General features: G+C 62.1%; 22 protein-coding genes and 5 pseudogenes. 16 read left to right on the top strand and 11 right to left on the bottom strand.

The features are described 5' to 3' along the window. Positions 1-138 precede the first annotated feature (138 nt). Entirely contained in the window at positions 139-933 is a 795-nt protein-coding gene (locus LDZ24_RS25870; RefSeq protein ID WP_248324723.1) for an alpha/beta fold hydrolase, read from the bottom strand. A gap of 70 nt (positions 934-1003) precedes the next feature. Further along, on the bottom strand, positions 1004-1336 hold the full coding sequence (locus LDZ24_RS25865) for a DUF4148 domain-containing protein (RefSeq protein WP_248324721.1): 333 nt from the start codon (positions 1334-1336) through the stop codon (positions 1004-1006). 429 nt (positions 1337-1765) lie between these two features. Here LDZ24_RS25865 and LDZ24_RS25860 point away from each other — a divergent pair, with 429 nt between their 5' ends. The 5 genes and pseudogenes from LDZ24_RS25860 to LDZ24_RS25835 form a co-directional block, all read left to right on the top strand. Continuing rightward, the gene (locus LDZ24_RS25860) at positions 1766-2152 is read left to right on the top strand and encodes a response regulator transcription factor (protein ID WP_371747509.1); all 387 of its coding nucleotides are present in this window, start codon (positions 1766-1768) and stop codon (positions 2150-2152) included. Between the two features lie 39 nt (positions 2153-2191). Beyond that, positions 2192-3730, top strand: coding sequence for a sensor histidine kinase (locus LDZ24_RS25855; RefSeq protein ID WP_248324719.1), 1539 nt, complete (start codon positions 2192-2194; stop codon positions 3728-3730). After that, positions 3711-4355: a response regulator transcription factor gene (locus LDZ24_RS25850; protein WP_248324718.1), complete on the top strand. Its 645-nt coding sequence runs from the start codon at positions 3711-3713 to the stop codon at positions 4353-4355. The genes LDZ24_RS25855 and LDZ24_RS25850 overlap by 20 nt, the downstream gene beginning before the upstream one ends. 1348 nt (positions 4356-5703) lie before the next feature. Then, positions 5704-6072 carry a hypothetical protein gene (locus tag LDZ24_RS25840; protein ID WP_248324717.1) on the top strand — a complete coding sequence of 123 codons (369 nt, stop codon included), beginning with the start codon at positions 5704-5706 and terminating at the stop codon, positions 6070-6072. 143 nt (positions 6073-6215) lie between these two features. Further along, a pseudogene (locus LDZ24_RS25835) lies at positions 6216-6481 on the top strand (transposase); the annotation flags it as partial. On the opposite strand, the pseudogene LDZ24_RS25830 reads toward LDZ24_RS25835, so the two are convergent. Next, positions 6481-6678 (bottom strand): annotated as a pseudogene (locus tag LDZ24_RS25830) (acyl-CoA dehydrogenase family protein); the annotation flags it as partial. The pseudogenes LDZ24_RS25835 and LDZ24_RS25830 overlap by 1 nt on opposite strands. Positions 6679-6696: 18 nt before the next feature. Then, positions 6697-7443 (bottom strand): annotated as a pseudogene (locus LDZ24_RS25825) (acetyl-CoA C-acyltransferase); the annotation flags it as partial. A 366-nt stretch (positions 7444-7809) separates the two neighbouring features. On the opposite strand from LDZ24_RS25825, the gene LDZ24_RS25820 reads away from it, so the two are divergent. Further along, on the top strand, positions 7810-9564 hold the full coding sequence (locus LDZ24_RS25820; RefSeq protein WP_248324716.1) for an MOSC and FAD-binding oxidoreductase domain-containing protein: 1755 nt from the start codon (positions 7810-7812) through the stop codon (positions 9562-9564). A gap of 177 nt (positions 9565-9741) precedes the next feature. Here LDZ24_RS25820 and LDZ24_RS25815 read toward each other — a convergent pair whose 3' ends face one another. Continuing rightward, positions 9742-10389, bottom strand: a complete 648-nt coding sequence (locus tag LDZ24_RS25815; RefSeq protein WP_248324715.1) for a cysteine hydrolase — start codon at positions 10387-10389, stop codon at positions 9742-9744. A gap of 484 nt (positions 10390-10873) precedes the next feature. Then, positions 10874-11077, bottom strand: a complete 204-nt coding sequence (locus LDZ24_RS25810; RefSeq protein WP_248324714.1) for a hypothetical protein — start codon at positions 11075-11077, stop codon at positions 10874-10876. Between the two features lie 370 nt (positions 11078-11447). On the opposite strand from LDZ24_RS25810, the gene LDZ24_RS25805 reads away from it, so the two are divergent. The 3 genes from LDZ24_RS25805 (at position 11448) to LDZ24_RS25795 (ending at position 13625) form a co-directional block, all read left to right on the top strand. Further along, positions 11448-12362, top strand: a complete 915-nt coding sequence (locus LDZ24_RS25805; RefSeq protein WP_248324713.1) for a MerR family transcriptional regulator — start codon at positions 11448-11450, stop codon at positions 12360-12362. Positions 12363-12390: 28 nt separating this feature from the next. Further along, positions 12391-13125 carry a DUF4397 domain-containing protein gene (locus LDZ24_RS25800; protein WP_248324712.1) on the top strand — a complete coding sequence of 245 codons (735 nt, stop codon included), beginning with the start codon at positions 12391-12393 and terminating at the stop codon, positions 13123-13125. A 245-nt stretch (positions 13126-13370) separates the two neighbouring features. Then, positions 13371-13625, top strand: a complete 255-nt coding sequence (locus LDZ24_RS25795) for a DUF378 domain-containing protein (RefSeq protein WP_248324711.1) — start codon at positions 13371-13373, stop codon at positions 13623-13625. A gap of 136 nt (positions 13626-13761) precedes the next feature. Here LDZ24_RS25795 and LDZ24_RS25790 read toward each other — a convergent pair whose 3' ends face one another. From LDZ24_RS25790 to LDZ24_RS25780, 3 genes are all read right to left on the bottom strand, one after another. Continuing rightward, positions 13762-14223, bottom strand: a complete 462-nt coding sequence (locus LDZ24_RS25790; RefSeq protein ID WP_248324710.1) for a MarR family winged helix-turn-helix transcriptional regulator — start codon at positions 14221-14223, stop codon at positions 13762-13764. A 71-nt stretch (positions 14224-14294) separates the two neighbouring features. Beyond that, positions 14295-15176, bottom strand: coding sequence for an NmrA family NAD(P)-binding protein (locus LDZ24_RS25785; RefSeq protein WP_248324709.1), 882 nt, complete (start codon positions 15174-15176; stop codon positions 14295-14297). 442 nt (positions 15177-15618) lie between these two features. After that, positions 15619-16587 carry a LysR family transcriptional regulator gene (locus tag LDZ24_RS25780; RefSeq protein WP_248324708.1) on the bottom strand — a complete coding sequence of 323 codons (969 nt, stop codon included), beginning with the start codon at positions 16585-16587 and terminating at the stop codon, positions 15619-15621. Between the two features lie 134 nt (positions 16588-16721). Between LDZ24_RS25780 and LDZ24_RS25775 the strand changes: the two genes are divergently transcribed. The 6 genes and pseudogenes from LDZ24_RS25775 to LDZ24_RS25750 all read left to right on the top strand — a co-directional run. Then, positions 16722-17663: a hydroxymethylglutaryl-CoA lyase gene (locus LDZ24_RS25775; RefSeq protein WP_248324707.1), complete on the top strand. Its 942-nt coding sequence runs from the start codon at positions 16722-16724 to the stop codon at positions 17661-17663. A 10-nt stretch (positions 17664-17673) separates the two neighbouring features. Beyond that, on the top strand, positions 17674-18825 hold the full coding sequence (locus LDZ24_RS25770) for a CaiB/BaiF CoA-transferase family protein (RefSeq protein WP_248324778.1): 1152 nt from the start codon (positions 17674-17676) through the stop codon (positions 18823-18825). Between the two features lie 38 nt (positions 18826-18863). Next, a pseudogene (gene hppD, locus LDZ24_RS25765) lies at positions 18864-19939 on the top strand (4-hydroxyphenylpyruvate dioxygenase). A gap of 86 nt (positions 19940-20025) precedes the next feature. Further along, positions 20026-21465 (top strand): MFS transporter, encoded by a 1440-nt coding sequence (locus tag LDZ24_RS25760; RefSeq protein WP_248324706.1) that lies wholly within the window; start codon positions 20026-20028, stop codon positions 21463-21465. A 50-nt stretch (positions 21466-21515) separates the two neighbouring features. Further along, the gene (locus LDZ24_RS25755) at positions 21516-23489 is read left to right on the top strand and encodes an aconitase family protein (RefSeq protein ID WP_248324705.1); all 1974 of its coding nucleotides are present in this window, start codon (positions 21516-21518) and stop codon (positions 23487-23489) included. A 179-nt stretch (positions 23490-23668) separates the two neighbouring features. After that, positions 23669-23782, top strand: a pseudogene (locus LDZ24_RS25750) (homogentisate 1,2-dioxygenase); the annotation flags it as partial. Positions 23783-24055: 273 nt separating this feature from the next. On the opposite strand, the gene LDZ24_RS25745 reads toward LDZ24_RS25750, so the two are convergent. Then, on the bottom strand, positions 24056-24709 hold the full coding sequence (locus tag LDZ24_RS25745) for a transcriptional regulator (RefSeq protein WP_248324704.1): 654 nt from the start codon (positions 24707-24709) through the stop codon (positions 24056-24058). 51 nt (positions 24710-24760) lie between these two features. After that, positions 24761-25747 (bottom strand): ornithine cyclodeaminase family protein, encoded by a 987-nt coding sequence (locus LDZ24_RS25740; protein ID WP_248324703.1) that lies wholly within the window; start codon positions 25745-25747, stop codon positions 24761-24763. A 165-nt stretch (positions 25748-25912) separates the two neighbouring features. Here LDZ24_RS25740 and LDZ24_RS25735 point away from each other — a divergent pair, with 165 nt between their 5' ends. After that, positions 25913-26695, top strand: a complete 783-nt coding sequence (locus tag LDZ24_RS25735; RefSeq protein ID WP_248324702.1) for an ABC transporter substrate-binding protein — start codon at positions 25913-25915, stop codon at positions 26693-26695. Positions 26696-26714: the final 19 nt, after the last annotated feature.

The raw sequence follows: 26714 nt of genomic DNA, 5'->3' as shown, positions 1-26714 counted from the left end.
AAGCCCGACGACTCGCGATCGCAACGGAAGCCCAGCTAACGTCAGAAAGCACTCATCCGCATGGCCGGACGCTGACGCGGGACCGGCCATCTTCTTTCTGTCACGCGCGCGCATAACGAGAAGAATCAGTGGCCACCGCTACAGCTGCGCATGCCGCGCCGCATCCTCGATGACCGCAGCGACCTCTCGCGGACGCGACTCATACACGGCATGACTTGCGCCCGGAATCACGGTCATGTGGCTATGCGCACGCGCGTAATACCAGCGCTCGAGATCGGGATTGATGATCTTGTCATCCCCCGCGACGATGCCCCAGCTCGGTTTCGACGTCCACGCCGCAGCCGTCAACGGCGTCGAGAAAACATTCGCCGCGGTCAGCATCTGGGCATGCGATTCGAACCTGGCTTTCGCCGGGGCCAGGTCGGCCGCGAAGTATTTGGGAAACACCGCCGGATCGAGGAACGTGTAGCCGTCCGCGGTCTTCTCGATCGCGCCGGATTGCTTCGACGTGTAGCTCGGCATGCCTTTGCCGAGCGCGCTCTCATTCTCCCCCACGGCAGGCGCATGCGCCGCGACATAAACCAGTCCGACGACGTTCGAATGCGCGCCGGCTTCCGTGATGACCGAGCCGCCATAGCTATGCCCGACGAGTATCGTCGGCCCGTGCTGCAAGTCGAGCACGCGGCGGGTGGCCGCCACATCGTCCGCCAGCGATGTCAACGGTTCCTGCACCAGACTGACGTGATATCCGTCTTTCACGAGGATGTCGTAGACCGGCTTCCATCCGGAACCATCGACCCACGCGCCGTGGACCAAAACGATATTTTTGACTGGCGCGGGTTTGGGCGCTGAAACAGGCGTAGCGGCGAGCGAAGAAGCGGCGAAACCAGTAGCGAGCGCGAGCGCCACGGCTGCATGCGGAAGAACTTTCACGAGAGTCTCCATCAACGGATACGAGAGGTTGGACATGCTCCGGCCGGGCGCGAGACCCGGCCGAGACGAATCAACTTCCGAAGTAGGGCGTGCAGAAACCCGCCGGTCCGACGCACGTCGATGTCATCGACACGCGTGCCGGGCCGCCCGACGACGTGCGCTGCTGCGCGCCGCCATAAGCGGTGCTCGCCTGTTCAGCGGCGACCTTCGCTTCGGCGGCCTGGATGTCGTCGGGATAGTGCGGATCGCTCGCAAGCGCCGGGTTGTATCCCGCCTGCTCGACGCGCACCAGATCTGCACGGACATCCGCCCGGGTGACTGGATCGCTGGACTGCGCAAAGCTCAGAGCGGGCGCGGCGAGGGCACTGGCGGCAACGGCGAGGCAAACGACGAGCTTCTTCATGATTGATACTCCCTGGTTGAGTTGAACGAGTCGAATAAGGCGTTGAAGTGCCTGAAACGTACGAGGCGATGCTTCGAGCGGCTGACCGTGTCGTCGATGCAGCCGTGAGTGAAATGTAGTCGCGTGTGGCCTGCCGCCCCATCGTACGAAGGCGCGCAACCGGCCATGCAGGCGTTGGCTCCGCGTGACCTTTCGGATGGCCGCGCATGGCATTCAGACGGCGCGCGGATGACGCGCATCGACCGTACGTTCAGCGGCAGTATCCCGGGGCATGATGCCCTCATACCAACGTATGACCCGCCCCCCGTCGCAGCGAAAAGCTATACGCACATATGATGTGCGGCAGCCGGGATGCTCGCTAAGATGGCATTACACGAGCAGGACCGCATGCGCGGCTTGCGCTGACATCACATGATAGAGGACATGCACTTGGCCGCCCCTCCACTGGTCTCAGTCATCGACGACGACGAATCCGTTCGCGCCGCCACGTCGAGCCTGGTGCGCTCGCTCGGATGGGAAGTGCATCTTTACCCGTCTGCGGAATCGTTTCTGGAATCCGGGCATTTCGACGAAGTTGCGTGCATCATTAGCGACGTGCAGATGCCAGGCATGACCGGCTTGCAGTTGCAGCAGCGGCTGCGCGAACTGGGTCTCGCCTTGCCCATCATCTTCATCACCGCGTTCGCATCGGATGCGGTACGCAGGCAGGCGCTCGACGGCGGCGCGCTGTGCTTCCTCGGCAAGCCGGTGGATGGCGCGGTCGTACTAGAATGCCTGAGCACATTGCAGCAACGGTTCGATTCCGATGCCCGGTAAGCGCACGCATTCGTCAAGTCAACGCCCACTCGACTGCCCATGCACACACCGCTTGATCCGACCGATTCCCGCAACCAATCGAACGAGCCGGCCGGCATCGTGCGGTCCGATGCGCGCATCGCATGGACGCTCGCCGGTGTGCTCGCGCTCGCCGTCTTTCTGATCGATGCGCTCACGCCGCTCGACATAGCGATCGCCGTGTTTTACGTCGTCGTCGTGCTGCTCGTTGCATCGTCGGGCGGGCGCAAGGCAACGGTCCGCGCGGCGTGGGGCTGCGTGATCCTGACGCTCGCGGGCTTCGTCCTCTCTCACGACGACTCGGTGTCTACCGGGGCCATCGCCCGTTGCGCGGTAAGCCTGCTCGCGATCGCGACCACCTCCTGGCTGGCGTTGAGAAATCAGACCGCGACGGCCAATCTGCGCGAGCAGGTCGAGGAGCGCAAGCAGGCGGAACGCGCGCTCGCGCGCACCGAGGCGTTTCTCGTCGATGCGCAGCGCCTGAGCCGCACGGCGAGCATCGCGACGCGCTTGCCCGAAGGGACGATGTGGTGGTCCGACGAGGCGTATCGCATCTTCGACTACACGCGCGACGTGACTCCATCGATCGATGCCATCCTCGCGCGCACGCACCCCGACGATCTCGCGCTCGTGCGCGGCGCTTACGAAGCCGAGCAGGGCGGCGCGCCGGTCATCGACGTGCAGCATCGGCTGACGATGCCCGATGGCGGCATCAAGCATGTGCATTACGTCGCGCATGTGGTGCAGCGGACCGGTGAACTGGAATATGTCGGCGCGCTCATGGACATCACCGAGACGAAGCTCGCGCAAGAGGCGCTGGCGCGGTCGACGGCGGAACTGGCGCACGTAACCCGCGTGTCGATGCTCGGTGAGCTTGCCGCATCGATCGCGCATGAAACCACGCAGCCGATCGCGGCCATCGTGACCTGCGGCGATGCGTCGTTGCGCTGGCTGAACCGGCCGCAACCGGATCTCGCGGAGGCGAAACAGTCGATCGCGCAAATGATCCGCGATGCGAAGCGCGCGAGCGACGTGATCCGGCGCATCCGCGCGATGGCGAAGAAGCACGAAGGCTCCGCCGCGGTGCTGGCGCTGAACGAAACCGTCGAAGAGGCGCTCGAACTGGTGCGCAGCGAACTCGAACGTCACGGCGTGGCGGTGGGCGTGCAGCTCGCGCAGCCATCGCCTGTGGTGTGCTGCGATCGCGTGCAGTTGCAGCAGGTGCTCATCAACGTCATCATGAACGGCGCGCAGGCGATGGCCGGGCAGCAGGCGGCGCGGCGCCTGAGCATCACCACGCGCATGTTCGATGAACATCACGCGCAGGTCATCGTCGAGGATTCGGGACCGGGCATCAGTAACGAGAGCGCGGGCCGCATTTTCGACGCTTTCTTCACGACGAAGCACGACGGCATGGGCATGGGCTTGTCGATCTGCCGCTCGATCGTCGAGGCGCACGCGGGCCGCATCTGGGCAGAGAAGGGTGCGGAGGGTGGCGCGTCGTTGCAGTTCATCTTGCCCGTCGATAGGGGGACATGTCATGAGCAGCAGGCCGGATGATGCCGCGAGCAATGCGATGGTCTACGTCGTCGACGATGACGACTCCATGCGCGAGGCCGTCGCCATGTTATTGCGCTCGGTGGGACTCGCGGTGCAGACGTTCCCTTCGGCGCAGGAGTTCCTTGCGTGCGAGATGCAGGACGTGCCGAGCTGTCTGATCCTCGACGTGCGCCTGAAAGGGCAAAGCGGACTCGCGGTGCAGGAGCAGATTGCGGCGAGCGAACTGGGCTTGCCGATCGTCTTCATGACCGCGCACGGCGATATCGCGATGACGGTCAAAGCGATGAAGGCAGGCGCGCAGGATTTTCTTGCGAAGCCGTTCAGAGACCAGGACATGCTCGATGCCGTCGCGAACGCGCTGGCTCTGGATGAGAAACGGCGAACGTCGAGCCGCTCCGTCGCGACTCTGCGGGCGTGCTACGAATCGCTGACGCCGCGAGAACGCCAAGTGATGGCGTTCGTCGTGGCGGGGCTCATGAACAAGCAGATCGCGTCGGAAATGGACCTGAGCGAAATCACGGTGAAGATTCATCGCGGACAGGCGATGAAGAAAATGCAGGCGCGCTCGCTTGCGGATCTGGTTCGCAAGGCAGAGGCGTTGGGGGTTGGTGCGGAGCGGGGTTGAGGGCCGATGATTGCTTGGCCGGCTACGGGGCTTTTAGATCAGGCCCGCTGCGCCAATCGACTCGATAGCGGTTGGCCAGCCGCTCGACTTGCCGTCGACTCATGCCCAGGCGTTCGGCGGCACGCCCTGGCTTGAGTTGGCGCTCGGGAACGGACTGAATCACCTTGAGTCAGTCCAGTTCGCGCATCGACATCGTGATGGTCCCAGTCGAGTTCATGGTCCGTGCTCCAGAAACGCTTGTCTGGCCACGAACCTACGGCAAAGTGCGACATCTCTACTTAGCAGAAACACGACATTTGAACTTGGGACCTACAACCGGAAATGTGCTAATTGATATTATGTAAAACGGAAGAGATCGTTTGCGTCAAGGGTGGCGGTGGGTGCAGAGAGCCCGTTAGTGACGCGTCGCGCACGCTCCAAGTCACCTACGGGCGATCGCCAGAATGCCGTCGCCCCCGGGGCCGACCGAGAACGGAATGCGCGTAAGCGGTCGTCACTTCTTCCCGGCGCTGCCGCCAAGTTCCTCGACTTGCGACAGATGCACAAGGTTCCAAGGCATGCCGGGATTTCGATACATTCGTTCTTTCAGGCGAGGATAATCGCAAACGTCGTGGGAGAGCGGGCGCGAGCCCGCACAACGGGACGAACTCCTAACCCGTCACCTTGTCGAACTAATGCCGCCGGAGTTGACCTCATGACGCCCGTTCGTTCGATAGTTGCCCTCGCCATAATGACTGCGGGCTGCGCCACATGGCCGGTAGCGAATGACCAGATGGCCCAGCGAATTCCCGCCGAGTCTAATGCCTACAGCCCGCGTCCCAACGACGGTGCGGCGACCGGCGAAGCGACCGCAAAGCCACCGAGACTAAGCGTTGGCGTGAGTTATTACGATACGCAACTGTTCTTGCCTTGGTTCCTCACTTACTTCATCAACGCGGTCAACGACCCCTAGCCTGCAGCGGTTTTTATTGACCCGCTAGGTCGATCGGCAGCACGCCGACGCGGACGCCGCTCATCCGCAGTCGCCGGCACCCGCGGTTCGCTTCGGCGGTAGCGCCACCGCAGCGAACCGGCGACGCAGACACATCAGTTCGTGCGGCTCGTGTGTCCGATTCCGGTGTGCCAAAATCTCTGCGACCTGCGTTTGGGGCCAAATGAGCGTCCAAGCTGCGCACCGATTGGTCATGATTTGTGCTACAAGCGACCGATAAGGCCGCGCAAGATGTTGACCCGCAGCATCGGAGGCGGCGCGAGCTCCGGTTGAAGTATCGCGTTTCCTCATTCAATTGGGATGGGACTCCGGATTGAAGCATTCTTGCTTCGAGTAAACAGCACCAAGGAGGCGGTTATGAACGACGATCGTCGACCAGCGCGGCTGCGCGCCCCGCTTGTTGGTTTGGTCGGTGTTGCTGCGCTAAGCTTTGCCACGGCAGCCACCGCAGACAGTCAGGCACTGAAAAAGTTTGGCCAGATAACCGTGATTAACCAAACGCTTCAGCCGAAACCGGTCAAGTCGGCGCCCGCCGCTGCGCCTGCGCCGCCTGCGAATAACAATCCCAATGCGTCGAACACTGCGACGCCGAACCCAAATATCAGCCCGAACCGCGGCGCCGCCCCGTCGTATGACTGGAACAAGATCAACGCGGCGAATGCAGCGAACGCAGCGGCTGCCGCCCGCGTCAACGCGATCCCTGGCGCACCTCCGGTCAAGAAATAACGGTTCGTTCGCGGCACAGTTAGAACGACGCCTCAACGACAAAGCTCCTGAACGCAAGTGCGAACAGGGGCAGACGCGGGATTGACCTGCTCCCCGCGTTTAGTACGGTGACGGTGTAGAGTCGGTTCCAGAGAGGAACGGCAATGAAGAAGCGCTTCACCGAACAACAAATCATCGGCATCTTGAAGGCAGCCGAGGCTGGCCTGAAGCCGGCGGAACTGTGCCGCAAGTACCGCATCTCAGAAGCGACCTACTACAACTTGAAAGCGAAGTTCGGCGGGATGACCGTCTCCGAAGCGCAGCGCCTGAAGGAACGCGAGCAGGAGGCCGATTCGATGCTCGACAACGCCGCGTTGAAGGACCTGTTAGGTCGAAAGTAGCAAGCCCGCAGGCAAAGCGCCAAGCGGTTCCGGGGCCGCCGTACTCTTTCGGCCAGTGATTCGCGAGCCAGCCCTTCTCGTTGAGAATGGCATGCCATTCGACCATTTCGTCGCGCGTGAGGCGCACGCCATTGCGCGCCGTCTCGGTAAGCCGCGCGGGCAGCTTTTCATTTAGAAAGCGTATGACGCTTGCGCGAAATGCTTCGTCTTCGGGAGTGAAGTTCAGATCCTCGAATCGCTTTCCTCAATAGATTTCGAAGAGACCAGCGGCGCCCATGCCGCCGGCCATGCACATCGTGACGACCGCGTATTTCTTGGCGCGCCGCCGTCCTTCGATGACCACGTGCCCGACGAGGCGCGAGCCTGTCATACCGAACGGGTGCCCGATTGATATCGCGCCGCCGTTCACGTTGAGACGATCGTGCGGAATCTCGAGCTTCTTCTGGCAGTAGATCGCCTGCGACGCGAACGCTTCGTTCAACTCCCACAAACCGATGTCGTCGACTCTCAGGCCGTGACGCGCGAGCAGCTTCGGCACGGCGAGCATCGGACCGATGCCCATTTCATCCGGCTCACAGCCGGCCACCGCGAAGCCGCGAAACGCACCGAGCGGCGCGAGGTTCGCGCGTTCGGCGGCCTTCGCTTCCATCAACACGCAAGCCGATGCTCCATCCGCGTTCTGCGATGCGTTGCCCGCGGTGATGAACTTGTCCGGTCTTTTGACGGGTACCGGATTCGCAAGCGCGTCGTAGGTCGTGCCGGGGCGGTTGCAGGTGTCGGCGGATACCGTCACTTCGCGATAGCTGACGAGCTTCGTTTCCTTGTCGGTGACGGACATCGTCGTCGTAACGGGCACGATTTCATCGGCGTATCGGCCCGCGCGCTGGGCTTCGGCCGTGCGCCGCTGGCTTTCCACGGAAAAGCGGTCCTGCGCCTCGCGGCTGATGCCGTAACGCTTTGCGACGATATCGGCGGTATCGATCATTGCCATTTACTTAAACGCCTCAACCAAATGGCCAGGCACCATGTACGTCATCGGTTGCTTATCAAGTTCTCGGGACTTCCTCAAGCTTACTAAGCAACTGTTGGAGAAACCCGGTGCCCGCGCATACCGCCAATTGCGCAGGCAGCAGAGAGGCGCGCCGGCAGCTGCCGGCGCCAAGCGGCTGCGACGCACGAGGAAGCGCGAGCGGTGCCGCAGCGTTCGCGAATAGCGGCTCAGTGTCCAGAAAAGCGCTCTCCACACTTGTCCGTACTATCATTCACGCTGAAAGACGGACCCGAGATCGTGGCTCAGCGAATCGGGCTTCACTCCGCGCGGGCAAGTGCCGTGCGAACACATCGAGCGGTGACGACCATGGCGCGACTACTATCGGTGAATGTCGGGCTTCCGCGCGACATCGAGTGGAAGGGCCGCACGGTGCATACCGGCATCTGGAAAGAACCGGTGCGCGGCCGATGCCGCGTCGGACGGCTGAACCTTGATGGCGACGGCCAGGGCGATCTCGCGGGCCACGGCGGCGAGCAGCGCGCCGTCTTCGTCTACCAGATCGAATCGTCGCGCTACTGGCAGACGGAGCTGAAACGCAACGACCTTGCCTGCGGACAGTTCGGCGAAAATTTCACCATCGAAGGACTGCCCGATTCCGATGTGTGCATCGGCGACCGCTATCGGATCGGCAGCGCGCTGTTCGAGGTCACGCAGCCCCGCGTGACCTGCTATCGCGTCGGCATCCGCATGAACGAACCGCGGATGCCCGCCCTGCTCACATCGAGCGGACGACCCGGCTTCTACTTGCGCGTGCTGCAGGAAGGCGACGTGGGCGCGGGCGACGAGATCGTGAAGATCGGCGAAGCCGAAGAACGCATGAGCGTCGCGCAAGTCAATGCGCTGCTTTACTCGGCTCACCATCCACGCGATCAGCTGGAGCGAGCGTTACGGATCGAAGCGCTGTCGCCGGGGTGGCGGCGGTCTTTCGAGGCGCTTCTGAAAGACGGCGCGAAGGGTGGAAATCCCGGGCTCGCGGCGGCAGCGGCAGCGAATGCCGCCGCACCGGGTTTCCGGCCACTCAAGGTCTCCGCACTCAAACCGGAATCCGCCGACGTGCTCTCGATCAGCTTTACAAGCGCGGATGGTGAGCCGCTGCGCCCCGCTCTGCCAGGGCAATACCTGGTGTTGCGTCTGCAGCGAACGGCCGGCGGACCGCCGCTTTACCGCAGCTATTCGATCTCAGGCGGGCCTTCGCCGGAGAGCTACCGGATCAGCGTGAAGATCGAGCCGGATGGCGCAGCCGGGTCCTATCTCCAGCAACACGTGCGCGTGGGCGATACGATCAACGTCAGCGCGCCGCGCGGCAGCTTCGTTCTGCAGCCGGGCGACGGACCCGTCGTGCTGCTCAGCGCGGGCATCGGCGCGACGCCGGTTCTTTCGATGCTGCATGCGCTGTCGACGGCGCGCTCGACGCGGCCGGTCTTGTGGATGCACACCGCGCGCGATGGGCAGCATCATCCGTTCGCCGCCGAAGTTCGCGCTCTGGTGTCTACGCTCGCGCACGGACGAAGCCACGTCTGTTACAGCAAGCCCGCCGCGGGCGACCGCGAGGGCGTGGATTTCGATGCGACGGGGCGCCTGTCGCAAGCGGTTCTGAGCGTGGCCGGTATCACGCGCGACGCGGACATCTATCTCTGCGGACCGTCGCGCTTCATGGAGGATATGAAAGCGGCGCTCGCCGGCCTAGGCATCGCGCCGGAACGGATTCACGCCGAAATCTTCAACGGCGGGGAACCGCTGAATCCGGGCATCGTCGGCGCCGCGAAACGCAGTCCCCATTTGCCGAAAGACGATGCCGACACGGGGCCGCTGGTGTCGTTCGCGAAGAGCGGCATTGCCGCGCACTGGAATCGCTCGGTCTACCAGAGCGTTCTCGAACTGGCGGAAGCCTGCGACGTTCCCGTGCGGTGGTCGTGCCGCACGGGTGTCTGTCACAACTGCGAAAGCGGTCTGGTGTCGGGCACGGTGGCCTATGAGCCGGAGCCGCTCGACCGACCCGCCGAAGGCAACCTGCTGATCTGCTGCGCGCAGCCGGTTCGGGACATCGTCGTCGATCTCTGAGCTGGAGGCTGTTCGACCCACACGACGGAAGACTGCTAGTAGATTCAGCGCATACCAGTCGTTGCTCGACCCAGCACATTAGGATCACCGACCGATTCAGGAGTTGATGAACCATGAGGGTCGCAAGACGCCGTTCAGGCCGACAGGGTATTCGACTGACAATCGGGCTTGCTGGCGTCACTCCATCGAAGACACTGCTTCGTCTGTAGTCATCACACCGTGGGCAAGAAACGCGTAGTTGACCATCGCCGCCTTGTAGCCGTCTCCCCAAACAGGATGACGCGGTCCGGCCGTTGCATCGCTAACGACATACACCTGGAATCCCTGTTCGAGCAGATCACGAAGATGTGACTCCACGCACATGTTGGCAAGCATGCCTCCCAGTATTACTTTCCTGACGCCTCGCTTGCGCAGTTGAAGGACGAGATCGTTGGTTTGCGGTCCGAAGACCTTATGCGGACTCGCAACAACCGTCTCTCCGTCGTTGATGTAAGGCTTGAATTCGTCGAGCCAGTCGGCTCCGGAGCCTTCGAAACCTTCTAGATTGAGCTGACCGCTACGCGCGAACGTCCCGCTCGCGAATTCGTCCGACTCCAACGGCCCGTTGAAGCACCATGCGCGGTCCGTCGTAAAGAAGTAATGTGGCGATATAAAAACCGAAATCTTCGCGGACTTCGCCGCCTTGAAGATTCGCAGCATGTTCTCGACCGTTCTGTTCTCCGTCACGCTTGCTCCCACCGCGCCCCAATTCTTGCCATTCTTGCTCAACACATCGACCTGCGGGTCGATGAAAACCACGGCTGTCTCAGTTCGATCAAAGGACACTTCGGCCTCCAATAAAGTGCACGATGGCGCAGCAACTCTCCTCGCTCCAAGCCTGCCCGATCAGATTAGAAAACGAAAAGTTGAAAAGCAACGACCGTCCGGCAGATTGCGTTGCGCATGCAAGGCTCTCGCGCACGAGCGCTGGGCGACGGGGCGCTTGAAGCGCTTCGCCTGTTCAGCGCCACGTGCATGCCATTAACAAGCTAATGATTAAGACGACAATGCGACAGGGTGAATTGCGGGCTGAGCCGTTGCAAAGTGTCGCTGACGCCGGCCGGAACGTCTGCGCTGCGATACGACGATGCCGAGTTCACATCACCTCATTATGGGCGACAGTCGAAGGATGAGAGAACACCGGAGACTCTAGCGCGCGGTCGAGCGGGTCCAGTGCGCGACGAAGTTCGCTTAACCGTCTTGCAGTCGGCCGGCTGTGGTCTGAGCAGACAATCGCGAGTTGGATGACTTCGTGTCTTACCTATTCCGCTCACGATGACCAATGTCCACCAGCTTCGCGCCGCAAGCGCTTCCCCGCCTTTTTGCTAACGTAGTCGTGATTCCCTTCGAAGATCGGGCGCGCCACGGCAGCGAGCAGTTTCATCCAGCCACGGCCGGTGCGCACGCGCCAGGCGTATCGGTCGGCGGTGTGTTCATCGCTCGATGAGAACGCCCAGCGCGCGAGCCATTCCACGTGGCCGCTCGTCACGCTTTCGAGCAATGGAGCGGCTTGACCCGCGTGCCGCCCATAAGGAAGCGCACGCGATACGGCAGGCGCCGCCTGACCACGTAACGATGCAATTCGCCCACGCCATCTAGACCCGCCGTGTCTCGACGCGCGATGCCAGTTATGTGTTATGCGGCAACTCGCCAGTCCGCATCGACCAACAATAGTGCCTCAATGTGTGTAGTGAATAGGATTTGAATAACGCTGGGAAAGTGCATTCATACACCGACATTCGGCGCTGTCGCAGGCTTTTGGCTGCGAGAAGCACCGCCATGCGTAAAGTCCTTGACATCCTCTGTCCGCTGACTAACCTTTGCATAAGACACGCGCGACAGCCATGAACTCCTCGAACGACGAAACCTTGCCAATCCGCACGATCTGCGCGCTCACGGGAATCAACCCGATGACACTGCGCACCTGGGAGCGACGGTATGACCTGATTCAACCCGCGCGCACCGCAAGCGGACACCGGCTATACACGCACCGCCACGTCGAGCAGATTCGCCGCGTGCTCGCGCTGATTGAGCGCGGCGTACCGATCAGCCAGGTGCGGGAGCATATCGACGCCGAGCGGGCGATGCCTCGCGCTGGCGCCCTCGTGCGAAGGCCATGGCGGGAATACTTCGACGGCATGGTTCAGGCCTGTACGCGCTTCGACGAGCCGGAGCTGGACCGCGTGTACGACGAAGCGCTGAATCTCTACCCGATCGAGCAGGTGACGCGTCAACTGCTACTGCCGCTGCTCGCCCATCTCGGCGAACGCTGGAGAGATGTGCCGGGCGGAATTGCCGAGGAACATTTTTTCGCGACGTATCTGCGCAGCAAACTCGGCGCGCGATTGCAACGCCGGGCAGTCTATGCCCGAGGGCCCCGTCTGCTTGTCGCATGTGCGCCCGGAGAGCAGCACGAGATCGGCTTGTTGCTGTTCGCGATCGAGGCGCAGCAGGCGGGCATGCGCGCCATCGTGCTCGGTGCCAACATGCCGCTCGAAGAGTTGGCGGGGGCGGCAATGCGTGCTTGCTGCGACGCCGTGGTGATCTCCTCGTCGCTCGAGCCGGCCGAGGGTTTGATCGAACGCTCGTTGCGCAGCCTGGTCACGCAAATCAGCGTGCCAGTATTCTTCGGCGGCCCGACCGCCGTGCGCCACCGGCAATCGATCGCGTCGACGGGTAGCATTCCGGTTGGTACCGACCTCGAGGATGGCGTGCGGCTGATCGCGGCCACGCTCGCCGAACGACGCTGCGAAGCTTAATTTTAACGTCGTCATTTAGGAGTCCATCATGGACGCTTATCGCAAGTTGTTCGTCGCCCTCTTTACGATATCGGCGCTGCTCACGGGCTGCGGCGGGAGTGACAGCGGGTCGCCCAGCGCGTCGCTGCGCGTAGCCCACTTCGCGCCCGACGTGCCTGCAGTGGACGTTTTTCTCAAGGCACCAGGGGCTGCGAACTCGACAAGCAATCGGCTGCTCCAGAATGTGACTTTCCCAGCGGCGACGGCTTACTCGAGAGAGAACGCAGGCACCTACGACGTGTCGGTCGCATTGGCAGGCACGCTCACCGGCGTGCTGAACCTCAACGGCGCCAACCTCGCCGCAGGCTCCAGCACCAGCGTGTTCGCCACCGGCTTGCTCAGCGGCACCGGCACACAGGCGCTTGCCTTGCACGCCTATGCCGACGACCGCACGCCCGTGAGCGGCAAGGCGAAGGTACGGGTGATCCATCTGTCGCCCGACGCGCCGGCCGTTGACGTCGTGGTGCTGGCCGGCGGCGCAATTGCCGCACGGCCGGTGACCAACCTCGCCTACCCGAACGCCGCGCCCACGCCGCTGATGCTCGATCCGGGCACCTACACGCTGGCCGTCGTGCCGACCGGGACGACTACACCGGTGCTGCCAAGCGCCGCCGGCGTGCCGGTGACGCTGGCCGCCGGGGATGTGGACACCATCGTCGCTATTGGCGCGCTCGCGGTGCCGGGCGCGCAGCCGTTCCAGCTGAAGGTGCTCGACGACCGCTAGGCACGTGGAAAACACTGGCAAGGACCAACCACTGTTGGCCCCTAACGCGGGCGAGCGCCGCTCAGACCGCGTCCGATCGAAGTCCATATGACCACCGAAGCCAGCTACGGCGCGGGACAGGCAGTCAACTATCCAAACTTTTTTGCGGGACGCCTGGGCGGCCGATGAAGTGGCAGCCCAGGCGAGAGGTCAACGCCGAAGACGGCGCATTCACACAAGCACTTTTGTCAACATGGAGCTCAGTTATGCCAACTGCCACCTCAGAAGGAACCGTCAGTGTTCGTCGCAGCCCAGTAGACTGGCTGGCGGGCGCACTCGTCGTCATCGGCGCGCTGAATTGGGGCCTCGTCGGGCTCATGAAGCTGGACCTCGTCGCGGCGATTTTTGGCGCGGGATCTCCGGGCGCACGCATTGTTTACGTACTCGTGGGACTTGCAGCGGTATATTCGTTGGTCCGGGCGTTCATGCCGGCGCGCGAGCATCGCCTTGTGCATCACTGAACGGCGCGCCGCGCGGGTCGTGGACGCGCGGCACATCTTTCCAGAGGCGACGCGGACAAGGCGGATTCATAGCCCTTCCCTCGAATGCCCACTGGTTTCACGACCTCATGTCGTGGCCGCAAATGCATCTAAAGGCTCAGTCTTCCGACGAACGCATCGACACGTCGCCCACGACCACCCCTCTCAACCCCTCCCGCAACGCCGTGACATTGTCTACGCCGTTCAGTTGCTCGAACTTCCGTTGCGCTTCCTGCCAGAGAGGGGCCGCCCTTTCGTGCAGGCGTCGTCCTTCCTCGGTGAGCTCGATGAGGCGGCTTCGGCCGTCCGTGGGCGACGGCTTGATCGTGACGTAGCCGTCGCGTTCCAGAAAGCCAACCATTTTCCCCATCGCCGTTCGCTCGATATCGAGCCGTTCGGCAAGCGCGTTGACCGGCGTGCTTCCCACCTCGTTCAAGGCGACCAAAGTGAGGAACTGCGTGATGCGCAAACCAGCGGGCTCGAGATGGCTATCGTAGAGGCGGGAAATCTGCCTGCTCGCCTTCCTCACGGCGAAGCAGTTGCATTGATCGATTCCAAGCGGCTGGTTGACCGGCAACATCTGTTTCACTCCTGATTTCGATCACGAGACTGCACAATACTGAGCTGACCAGCTCCGCGTGAGCCGCCAGTTTACGCGAATGCGGCGCGATTCTTGGCGATAAACTCGTGGACAGAAAGCGGTGGCTTTCCGGTGATCCTCTCGATGACATCGTTGGTGCCGGAGAAGATTCCGTCGCGGTAGTTCTGGGCTACCTCGACCAGATGCTGCGTGAGAAAAGGCGGAAACTTGTAAAGTGTTTCCATCTTCGTTCGGAATTCCTCAATGGATGTGGGCGCATATTCGATGCGTGTGCCAAGCACCTCGCTCATCGCGGCGGCGATCTCCACATGGTTCATCTCCACCGGTCCGTGGAGCGTGTATGTCTTGCCCTCGTGACCTTCAGGCTTGCAGAGCAGATGCGCAATGACCCGTCCCTGATCATCTGTGGCGATGGGCGCGTGACGTCCGTTGCCAAAGGGAAATTCGATCTTCTTCGTGGCCCAGATTTCCTTCGCAAAGTGCGGATAGACGAGCCAATCGGCAAAGAATGTGGGGCGCAAATGCGTCGTCGCGACGCCTGACCAATCGAAGACCCGCTCGGAAATCCAGTGATCCTGTGCTGCATGGCTCGCGGACTCACGCCTTGCGGAAATCTGCGACATGTTGACGATTGCCTTGACGCCCGCTTCCTTCGCTGCCTGTGCAAAATAAGCCGCGGCTCCGATGATTCCTGGCGCGATCGGATGAAGGAAATAGGCCGATCGGATTCCTTCCATCGCTGCCCGAATGTCGTCGATGTCGGTGAAATCTCCAATCGCAACATCAACACCGCGCTGCCTCAGGGCGGCCGCTCGGTCGTCGTCTGTACGCACATAAGCCCGCACGCGTCTGCCCATTCTGAGCAGTTCGTTAATGGCGGTACCTCCTGTCCGTCCAGTCGCACCGCTTACAAGAATTTCAGCTTGGGTCATCGCTTCAGTCCGTTCGGTCACTTAGGAGCATATGCTCCATTGACATCCATATTATGAGCATATGCTCCTATCGTCAAGGCGTTTTTTGTTCTTGGTGTTTCCAGTGCATCTAGCGCCCAAAAGCGTCACAGTTCCGAGCTCGCTGGCTGCAACATGTCGCTGCCGGCTAGCAAACGCACTCTGACCGCGCAAGGTCGCCCGATTCTCGGCGGTCCGACCGCAATGCGACGTGGACAACCGCCACTGTTCGATCTGCGACGCGCGTTTTTTCGCCACGTCGCCTCATCAGGGACTGCTAGGCGGAAAGGTCGTGACACAGTCGGCAGCGGACGGATACGGACACGTGCAGCGGTCGCTCGAACGACGGCACAAGGCGGCCGGCCCTAGCCGACGTTAAGCCGACGTCGGTGACAACTCGACCTGTGCGTGCCTTACTTGACCCCTAACTGTCATTGGCCAACTGGAGACGTCCGCGACCCATCGAATCCTTCACCAACTGACCGTCGCTCCGGGGTTGGACCTGCTTCGAAAGATAATCGACGATGCGTTGCGCGGGAGGCTGCAGCGCTTCGAAATCCTTGAAGCACACGACGAACTGACGTTGCACCCATGAATCGGTGAGAGGGATGATCTTGATTGCAAGCACCGGTTTATATGTCTCGGCCACTTCCACCGGCACGACGCTTATGCCGAGGCCGGCCGCCACCACGCGAAAAGCCGCATCGAAGCTGGACACGATCACTCGATAAGAGACGGTTCTGCCTACGCTCGCAGCCGCCCGCCGCAGCATCGTATGGACAGCCGTGGACGGCAGCAGGCCGACGTGCTCATGTTCCAGCGTCTGCTTAAAGCTGAGCGACGCCTCTTTTGCGAGCGGATGATCCTTATGAACCGCCAACGCGAGCCGGTCCTTACGGTACGGCCGGTAATCGAGCCCCTGAAGGTCGACGTTATCCCAGCACACGCCGACGCTCGCCGCTCCTTCGCGGAGTTGCCGCACGAGATCGAACGATAGCCGCTCTTCGACATCGACCCTGATGTTCTGATACTCGGGCTCGCGCATGAAAGAGGCGATGTCGTCGAGCAGCGCCTCCGCAATGGCCGAAGCCGACGCACACACGCTTACGCGACCCTTCAGCCCGCCGCCGAACGCGATAACGTCGCTCGCAATCCGCTCCATCGTGAACAGTACGTTGCGGCCATGCTCCAGGAGCGCGTTGCCGGCCGCCGTGGGCTGTACGCCGCGCCGCGAGCGCAACAGCAGCGGAACGCCAAGCTCACTCTCCAGTTGCGCAATTCGCTTGCTGATCGCGGAAGGCTCGATATGCGCCTCCTCCGCCGCGCGCGCGATGTTGCGGTGATCACACACGGCCACGAACAATCGCAGCGTTTTCAGATCGATGTCGCGCATGCAGGTCTCCGCGCTGTGACATTCCCGTTGGGAAGCCTGACGCTTCCAAAATACCGCTTCATGGATCATCAGGCACGTCTTAACTTATCACAACGCCGACGACCTACGATCGGCAACGATAACGGAGACAGCACATGCCCACGTTCCCCGCGAACGTCGCCATCCGGGAAGTCGGTTTGCGCGACGGTCTGCAAAGCATCCGGAGCATTGTTCCTACCGAACGAAAGATCGAATGGATCGACGACGCATACGCCGCCGGTCAGCGGGAGATCGAAGTCGGCTCGTACGTTCCAGCCCGGCTTTTGCCCCAACTCGCCGATACCGCGGAACTCGTCGTTCACGCAAAAACGCTGCCGGGCCTGGTCGTCTCGGTGCTCGTGCCGAACCTGCGAGGTGCCGAGCGCGCGATCGAAACCCGCGCCGATGTATTGCTCGTGCCGCTTTCCGCGAGCCACGAACACAGTCTGGCGAACCTGCGCAAAACGCCCGATGAAGTTATCGCCGAAGTGGCGCGCATCCGCGCGGCTCGCGACGCGTCCGGTTCGAAAACGTTGATCGAAGGCGGTATCGGCACGGCTTTCGGCTGCACCATCCAGGGTCGCGTCGAGCAAAGCGAAGTGCTCCGCTGCATGCAGGCGCTGCTCGATGCGGGCGCCGACCGCGTCAGCATCGCCGATACGGTCGGCTATGCCGGTCCTGCCGCCGTGCGCGAGTTGTTTGAGAAGGCGCGCAAGATCGCCGGCGAACGCTTCTGGTGCGGCCATTTCCACGACACGCGCGGCCTCGCGCTCACCAACGTCTACGCGGCGCTTGAAGCTGGCGTCGCGCGCTTCGACGCGAGCCTCGCTGGCATCGGCGGCTGTCCGCATGCGCCGGGCGCGAGCGGCAACGCATCGAGCGAAGACCTTGCCTTCATGCTCGCCGACATGGGCATCGAAACCGGTATCGACATTCCCGCATTGCTGACGTTGCGCGCGAAAGTTGCGGGCTGGCTCGAAGGCGAATCGCTGCACGGCGCGCTGTGGCTCGCGGGTCTCCCCAAAACCTTCGCTGCTCCGGCTGCGCTCGACGCTTGAGGTCAACATGATGAATACTCCCGCAAGACTTCCCTTAGACGGCGTGCGCGTCATCGAATTCACGCACATGGTCATGGGGCCGACGTGCGGCATGATCCTCGCGGATCTTGGCGCCGAAGTGATCAAGATAGAGCCGCCCGGCGGCGACAAGACCCGCAAGCTGCCGGGTCTCGGCATCGGGTTCTTTCGCTCGTTCAATCGCAACAAGAAGAGCGTCGTGCTCGACATCAACACGGTGGAGGGCAAGGAAGCCGCGATCGAACTGATTGGCACGTGCGACGCGATGCTCGAGAATTTTCGACCGGGCCTGATGGCGAAACTCGGCCTCGACTACGACACGCTGTCGAAGCGCTATCCCGGTTTGATCTACGTGTCGCACAAGGGCTTTCTGCCGGGACCGTACGAGAAGCGTCTCGCGCTCGACGAGGTCGTGCAGATGATGGGCGGTCTTTCCTACATGACGGGTCCGGTCGGCCGGCCGCTGCGCGCGGGAACTTCGGTCAACGACATCATGGGCGGCATGTTCGGCGCGATCGGCGTGCTGGCCGCGCTGCGCGAACGCGAGCAGACCGGGCGCGGCCAGGAAGTGCAGAGCGCGCTCTTCGAGAACTGCGTGTTTCTCTCGGCCCAGCACATGCAGCAATACGCGATGACGCGCGAAGCACCGCCGCCGATGCCCTCGCGTGTATCGGCGTGGAGCGTCTACGACGTCTTCACGCTCGCCGATGGCGAGCAGCTTTTCATCGGCGCCGTCAGCGACAAGCAGTTCGTCACGCTATGCGACGTCCTCGATCGCCCCGACCTGCCGGCCGAGCCGCGTTTCCAGACGAACGCGCTGCGCGTTGCGATCCGCTCCGAACTGCTCGAAGTGCTCGGCGCAATCCTCAAGGAGCATCGCGTTGAAGAGCTATCGCCGAAGCTCGAAGCGGCCGGCATTCCTTATGCGCCGATCGTGCGGCCCGAGCAACTGTTCGACGATCCGCATCTGAAGACGAGCGGCGGGCTCGCGCCGATGGAGACGGATGATGGCAGCGTGACCGAAGTCGTGCTCCTGCCGCTGACCATGGGCGGTCGTCGTCCCGGCGTGCGCCATGCGCTCGCGCGAGTCGGCGAGCATACGCACGAAGTGCTGGCGCGCCTCAAGAGTCGGGTGATCGCATGAATTTCGCCGCCATTGCATCGAATAACGGAGCGAATCAAATGGAATCTCTTTTCGACAACCCGATGGGTCTCATGGGATTCGAATTCGTCGAATTCGCGTCGCCCACGCCGAATACGCTCGAACCCGTGTTCGAGAAGCTCGGCTTCACGCTGGTCGCGCATCACCGATCCAAGGACGTCGTGCTGTACCGGCAAGGCGGGATCAATTTCATCGTGAATCGCGAGCCGAAAAGCCCAGCTGCTTACTTTGCGGCCGAGCACGGACCGTCCGCGTGCGGCCTCGCGTTTCGCGTCAAGGATGCCCATGCCGCTTTCGCGCGCGCCATCGACCTCGGCGCGCAGCCTCTTGAGATGCCAACCGGCCCAATGGAGTTGCGCCTGCCCGCCATCAGAGGAATCGGCGGCGCGCCGCTCTATCTCATCGACCGCTTCGAAGACGGCGAGTCGATCTACGACATCGACTTCAAATTCCTCGAAGGCGTCGACCGGCGGCCCGAGGGTTATGGACTGAAGCTCATCGATCATTTGACCCATAACGTCTATCGCGGACGCATGGCTTTCTGGGCCGGCTACTACGAGAAGCTCTTTAACTTCCGCGAGATTCGCTACTTCGACATCTCCGGCGAGTACACCGGCCTTACCTCGAAGGCGATGACCGCGCCCGACGGCAAGATTCGCATTCCGCTAAACGAGGAATCGTCGAAGGGAGCAGGACAAATCGAAGAATTCCTGATGAAGTTCAACGGCGAAGGCATCCAGTTGTGGCCTTGCTGTCAGACGATCTGCTTAGCACCATCGACAAGCTCGCGATGGCGGGCGTCCCGCTAATGACTGCGCCGAGCGAGACCTACTACGAGATGCTCGAAGAGCGTTTGCCGGGGCACGGGCAGCCGGTGTCCGAGTTGCGCACGCGCGGCATTCTGATTGACGGCAACACGAGCGGCGGTAATCCGAGGCTATTGCTGCAGATCTTCTCCGATACGCTGCTCGGACCCGTGTTCTTCGAATTCATTCAGCGCAAGGGCGATGACGGCTTCGGCGAAGGCAACTTCAAGGCGCTCTTTCAGTCGATCGAACGCGATCAGGTTCGACGAGGTGTCATCGGGCAGCAATAGTTCTCGATACGCGGATCATCACTTTCATGTCGGCAGGCGTTCGCCCAAAAGAGACGCCGCCGATGCAAAGAACAGGAGACATAGACATGCAGCAGACCGTCACCGCGGACAGCCCCCCGCTCTTCGCGCCGAACGCTCGCGTCGGTATCAATCCGGGTGCTGAAATCTCAGCGCGGATGGACCGATTGCCGATTACCCGGCATCTTTGGATGCTCGTGTTGCTCATCTCCCTCGGCGGGTTCTTTGAAGTCTACGACCTGATCTTCACTGGCTATATCGCGCCGGGCATGGCCAAAAGCGGCCTCCTGCGAACCACTACACATTCATTCTTCGGTTTCAACGGAATAGCGGCGTTCATCGCGGCAACGTTCGCCGGCCTGTTCGTCGGCACCTTCGGTTTCGGCTGGATGCCGGATCGCTACGGGCGCCGCACCGTCTTTACGTTCTCTCTGCTGTGGTACTCGGTCGGCTCGGCGGTCATGGCCTTCCAGACGACGCCCGAAGGCGTGCTGCTGTGGCGCTTCATCACAGGCATCGGCGTGGGCATCGAGATCATCACCATCGACAGCTACGTGACCGAACTCGTGCCGCAGTATATGCGCGGCCGTGCCATGGCGTTCAACCAGATGGTGATGTTCGCTGCTGCCCCGGTCGCCGCGATTCTCTCGTACTGGCTCGTGCCGACGACGCTGTTTGGCATCGACGGATGGCGAATCGTGGTGCTCGCCGGATCGGTGGGCGCGGTGCTCGTGTGGTTCATCCGCCGGGCGGTGCCGGAAAGCCCGCGCTGGCTCGCGACGCATGGCCGCGTCGAGGACGGCGAGCGGATCGTAGCGAAGATGGAGAGAATCATCGCGAGTCAAAGCGGTGAACCGCTGCCGCCGCCGCTCGCGGTGATCGAGCAGCCAGTGCATCGCCGGGCTTCGTTTTCGGAACTGCTGCAGCCGCCGTACCGTTCGCGCCTCATCATGCTGATCGTCTTCAACTTCTGTCAGGCAATCGGCTATTACGGGTTCGTGAACTGGGTTCCGACGTTGCTGATCGGACAGGGCATCACCGTGACGAAGAGTCTGTTGTACTCGTTCATCATCGCCTTCGCCATGCCGGCGGGTCCGATGCTCGCGATGCTTTACGCCGACAAGATCCAGCGCAAATGGTTGATCGTGGGCGGCGCGCTCGCAGTGGCCGCTTGCGGATTGACCTTTGGACAAATGAAAGAGGCCACGCCGCTGATCGTGCTGGGCGTCCTGATCAGTCTGGCCGGGCAGACGATTTCCGTCGCGTTCCATGCTTATCAGGCGGAACTCTTCCCGACAGCGGTGCGGTGCCGTGCAAGCGGCTTCGTTTTCTCCATCAGCCGCATCGGCGCGATGTTTTCAGGGTTTTTCATTGCCTTCCTCCTACGCAATTTCGGGGTCGTGGGCGTCTTCACGGGCATCACCGGTTGCATGCTGGTGGTTGCAATAGCGATTGGCGTCTTCGGACCCCGGACCAATGGTGTCCGACTCGAGGAACTCAATCACTAAGTCGTACGACCGCCCCAGTTCTCTGCACCATTTCAGTATCGGAGACAGACATGTCCCAATCACCTTCCTGGCGGTCTGAACCGTCGAAGACCGTGCGCTTCGATGGTCGTGTGTTGTTTCTGTCGCAAAGCGCAAGCGTCATCGAGCGCCAGTTGCTCGGTGAAGACGTCACGCTCGAAGATGCAGGGCCGCTGCGCAACGACATCTCCACCGATGAGATTACGCCCGCCTACATCTGCTACTACTACGACGAGAAGCTGGGCGAGTACCCTTACCTTGGCCTCGACTGCATGGCCGCTCGGCCAGTCAGACAAGGCAGCGTCAAGGCGGGCGGCTTCGCAGTCACTGTGGCAGGTCGCCGCTATGGAAAAGGATCATCGCGCGAGGCCAGTCCGTTCGCCGAGTGGTGCGCGGGTATCCGTCTGGTCATTGCCGAGAGCTTCGAGCGGATCTACCGGCAGAACTGCCATAACCTTGGCATTTTCACTTCGACGGACTTTGGCCTGATTGCGCGGATCCGTCGAGGCGAGAACATTCCGGTGGAGGAATTCACCCGCGGAGAAGATGCGCTCACGGTGGAACTGATTCGGAGGGGCGGATTGTTCCGCTTGACGGAGGCCAGGCGGAATGGATGGCGGCCTTCGGAGCAACCTCTCGGGTCACGGCCCATGACCTACGCCGAGAAGATTATCAGCCGAGCGGGCGGCTGCTCGGGCGTCGCGCCGGGTCAGAGCTTGTTCGCGAAGACCGACTGGCGTTACGCGCACGAGTACGTTTCTCCGATGTCTATCAGCTTCCTGCGCCGGGAGTGCGGCGACAAGATCGAACTGCGCGACCCCAGCAGCATCGTGTGCTTCTCCGACCATCTGACATTCATCCACCGCAGCATGCCACCTGAGCGTCGCGCGCTTGGCCTGCTGGACATTGCGCAAGCGATGGGGCAGGTGCAACAGCGCTTCTGTGAACAATACGGGCTGCGCCATCATGGGCTGTTGACTGACCGGGAAGGCTCGGAGGGAATCAGCCACTCCATCATGGCCGAGCGGTATGTCAAACCGGGGCAGCTTGCCGTCGGCACCGATTCTCATACTCCGCATTGCGGCGCATTGGGCGCACTTGCGTTCGGGATTGGCGCCACTGAAATGGCCAACGCGTGGCTCACCGGCGACGTCCGTGTGAAAGTACCCGAGACGTGCCGAATAAACTTCAATGGAACCTTGCCGGCTGGAGTGGAAGCGAAAGACATCGTCCTGCACCTGCTTCGCTTGCCCTATTTTCGTGAGGGTAATGCGATCGGGCAGATATTCGAATATCGTGGGGAGACCCTCACGTCTCTATCTACCGACGAGCGGGCGACCTTGACGAACATGGTCGCGGAAATGGGTGGCTTCAGCGGCATCATCGCTCCTGACGATGAAACGCAGCGCTTTCTGCGCGAGCGCCGGGGGATTGATTTCGAGATCGAGCCGTGGATGCGCAGCGACGACGATGCGGTGTTTGCGCATACCATCGACGTCGACTGCTCCCGACTGGAGCCCATGCTTGCGCGCCCGGGCGACCCTGGCCAAGGAATCGCCCTGTCCGAGGTTCGCGACTCGATACCGGTGGATATCGCTTACGGCGGCTCCTGCACGGGTGGCAAACGCGAGGATTTGCAGCGCTGCTACGAGGTGTTGAACTGGGCGTTGAGCCGCGGCTTGAGGGTTGCCGAGTCGACTCGCTTCTTTTTGCAGTTCGGCAGTCAGGACGTGCGCGACTACTGCAGCCGCGCAGGAATGCTCGATGTTTTCACGCGTGCCGGAGTCGAGCTCATCGAACCCGGGTGCGGTGCATGCGTCAACGCGGGTCCCGGAGTTTCGGAACGGCCCGACCAGGTGACGGTCAGCGCCATCAATCGAAATTTTCCCGGCCGATCTGGACCCGGGATGGTGTGGCTAGCCAGCCCTTCGACCGTTGCCGCAAGCGCGGTAGCCGGGCGGATTATCAGCTTCGAACGACTGCGAGCATCGGTCGGCGAACCATGACAATGCCCTCACACATTCCATCCCTCGCTCGGCTCTCACCTGCTGACGAACCTGGCGCGATGGCCGTGCGACGGATCCCAAGCGCGGTCGACTCTTGGTCACACAGGTTGAATCCTCCGCAGTGCAACGCCGTGCTGCTGATTAACGGAATGAGGAATGACATGCCGAAGAGCGGACCCGGCATGCTCGATGTCGAATCGCAGGAGATCGCGGTGATTCCGCGCGGCGTGCGCGTCACGGTCGCGCTGCCCGACGGGCGCGCGCGTGGTTACGTCTGCGAGAACTTCGGCGCATAGTGAGATCGATTCACAGAATCGCGTGCGCGGATTCTCGTATTGGCTTGGCGAGGCGACAGCCGTCGATCGAGCTTTAGGCAGGTACAGCTCGCCCCGCTGCGACGCGGCGCGAGCTCGTGCCTGGCCGCGCCGTTCAGTGTCGGGCAATACCACGGCCGCCATGGAGTTAGCGTTGACGATCGCTGAATGCTTACGGTTGCATCCTTATCCATAGAAAACTCAACCGCTAGCCGCAAGCCGCGCGGGCTCCCTGCCGGCGCAGGTTACCACTTAGACGCTGTTTTTCATCTCACGCAGATGCTTGTAAACGGTCGCGCGTCCCATGCCGAGCACTTTGGCCACGTAGTTCGCCGAACTCTTGCCCTTGAACGCGCCCTGCGCGTGCAGCGCCTCGACAAGCTCACGCCGATGTTCGCGCGTGAGCGAATTGAACGCGATCTGCCGCTCGCGCAGCCAGCCGTGCAGAAACGTGTTGATGCGCTCCTGCCAGTCGTCTTTGAATAGCTCGACGGGCTGCTCGACGACGCCCGCACCGCGCAGGAAGAGATCGAGCGTCGAACGCATTTCCTCGAAAGCCGCGATGTTGAAGTTGATGCACATGACGCCGGCGGCGTTCCCTGCGTCGTCAAACAGCGCCGTGCTCACGCAGCGCATGCGGCGGCCATCCCAGTTCAGCTTCTCGTAGGGACCGACGAGCCGGTCGCGCGCGGTGTCCTCGACATCCTCGAGCGCGGAGTCGTCGCCGATCTCGCGCTTCGACAGATTGTTCGACAGATACGCGACAGTCTGATCTGACAGGTCGTGGATTACGACTTCCGCATAGGGAAAGAACAGCGTCGTGATGCTGTCCGCAATGTGCGCATAGCGCGCGAGGAGCGCCTCCCGCGCGATGGCACCGGGCTTCGGCGTCTTGCGTCGTGACATTGACTGGGATTGGGGCATGAGTTCCAAAACGTTGAAGGCCGATGATACTGCTTAATCCGCGGCGCGCGGCTTCGCGAGATGAACGTAGAGCGCGTGCGCGATCGCAATGTCTTCGAGGCCGAGGCCAATAGAGCGGAAGAACACGCTGCGCTCGAAAGAAGGCGCCGGGCACGCGCCGCGCACGAGTTCCGCGAGATCTCCGCGAATCGTATTGGGCGACCAGCCGTGACACTCTTGCGCGATCACCATTTCGCCCGCGCTCGACGGCGTCGTCTGCCGATAGTCGCAGTAGACGTCGAGAGCATTCAGCGCGGCCGGATCGATCTCGTGCGCTCGAGCGACGTTCGTGCTGATCGAGGTGATGAGCGCGGGCTTCGTGAGCGCATCGAGCGAGAGCACCGGCGTACCCGACGACGTGCACAGCAGCACGACATCCGCATCGCGCACGCACTCGGCGACCGATGCCGCGACGTGCACGCGTGCGTCGAGCGCCCGCGCTTCGTCGGCGCGTTCGTGGTCGTTCACCAGGCGCGGCGAATGGATGCGGATCTCCGACCATGCGCGCAACGGTGCAACGTGCCGCAGATGCGCAAGCGCGACGCTCCCCGAGCCGATGATCGCGAGACGCTCGCTCGACTCGCGCGCGAGCCGCGCGACCGCGAGCGCCGTCGTGCCCGCCGTGCGCTCGGTGGTGAGGAGCGCGGCATCGCACCACATGAGCGGCGCGCCGGTGTGCATCGACATCAGCGCGGTCCAGGCGGTGACGATCGGCGCGCCGGGATGCACGATATACGGCGAGAGCTTTGCGCCGAAGACGCCGTGTTTCGCGAGCGCGCCGAGATAAGTGATGAAATCGCCAGCGCCGCCCGGAAAAGGCGTGAGCGTCTGCGGTGGCTGCACGGCACCGCCGCCGCCGAGCGCGTCGAACATGTCTTCGAGCGCCCCGTTGATGTTCAGCGACGGCAGGGCTCGCCGCACGTCGTCTTCGTGAACGATGAAAGGCGTCTTATCGCGCGTGGTTTCGGACAGCGAATTCATGCGGAAGCCTCCGGTTCGCGCGGCCATGGTCTCGCCATACAGCCGCTCTAGGTTGAGTAGACATTTTTGTCTATTCTAGACTTTTATTCTGATTTTCGACTATATTTCCCATGGGCGCTCGGCGAAGCCTGGGCGGCGGACTACACACGAACTTGGGTGGCGACAATGAACTGGAAGATGATTTGCTTCGCGGGCGCGGCGAGTTTCGCATTCGCATTCGGCGTGGCGCACGCGGATTCGCAGACCTTGCGCTTCGGGGTCGAGGCGTCGTATCCCCCGTTCGAGAGCAAGACCCCGGCAGGTACGCTTGAAGGCTTCGACATCGACATCGGCAATGCCGTGTGCGAGCGGGTGAAAATGAAGTGCGTGTGGGTGGAGAACAGCTTCGACGGACTGATTGCCGCGCTGCAGGCCCGCAAGTTCGACGCGATCAATTCGGCGATGAACATCACGGCCAAGCGCAAACAGGCCATCGACTTCACGCCGCCCGTCTACGTGATGCCGATCGAGATGGTCGCGAAGCGCGGCTCGCATCTGGAGCCGACGCCCGCAAGCCTGAAAGACAAGCGGGTCGGCGTGCTGCAAGGCTCGACGCAGGAGGACTACGTGCGCAAGCACTGGGCGGGCGCAGGCGTGCAAGTCGTGACGTACCAGAGCCAGGACCAGATTTTCGCGGATCTCTCGGCCGGGCGGCTCGACGGCGCGGTGCAGGAAGTGCAGACGGCGATCGACGGCTTTCTCGCGAAGCCCGAGGGCAAGGCCTTCGATTTCGCGGGCGGCCCGCTGACCGATCCGTCCACGCTTGGCGAAGGCACGGGCATCGGCTTGCGAAAGGACGACGCCGCGTTGAAAGCGAAGGTCGTCGCCGCGCTCGATTCGCTGAAGAAGGACGGAACCCTCAGCCAGCTCTCGCAAAAGTACTTCAAACGCGACATCATCGCGAAATAACCATTTCACCAGGCTCTGC

Origin of the sequence: Caballeronia sp. Sq4a, assembly GCF_023170545.1 — a bacterium.
In the GTDB taxonomy this organism is placed as follows: Bacteria; Pseudomonadota; Gammaproteobacteria; order Burkholderiales; family Burkholderiaceae; genus Caballeronia.
Note: the sequence above shows the minus strand (reverse complement) of the source record. Positions and strands in the feature narration are given on the sequence as shown.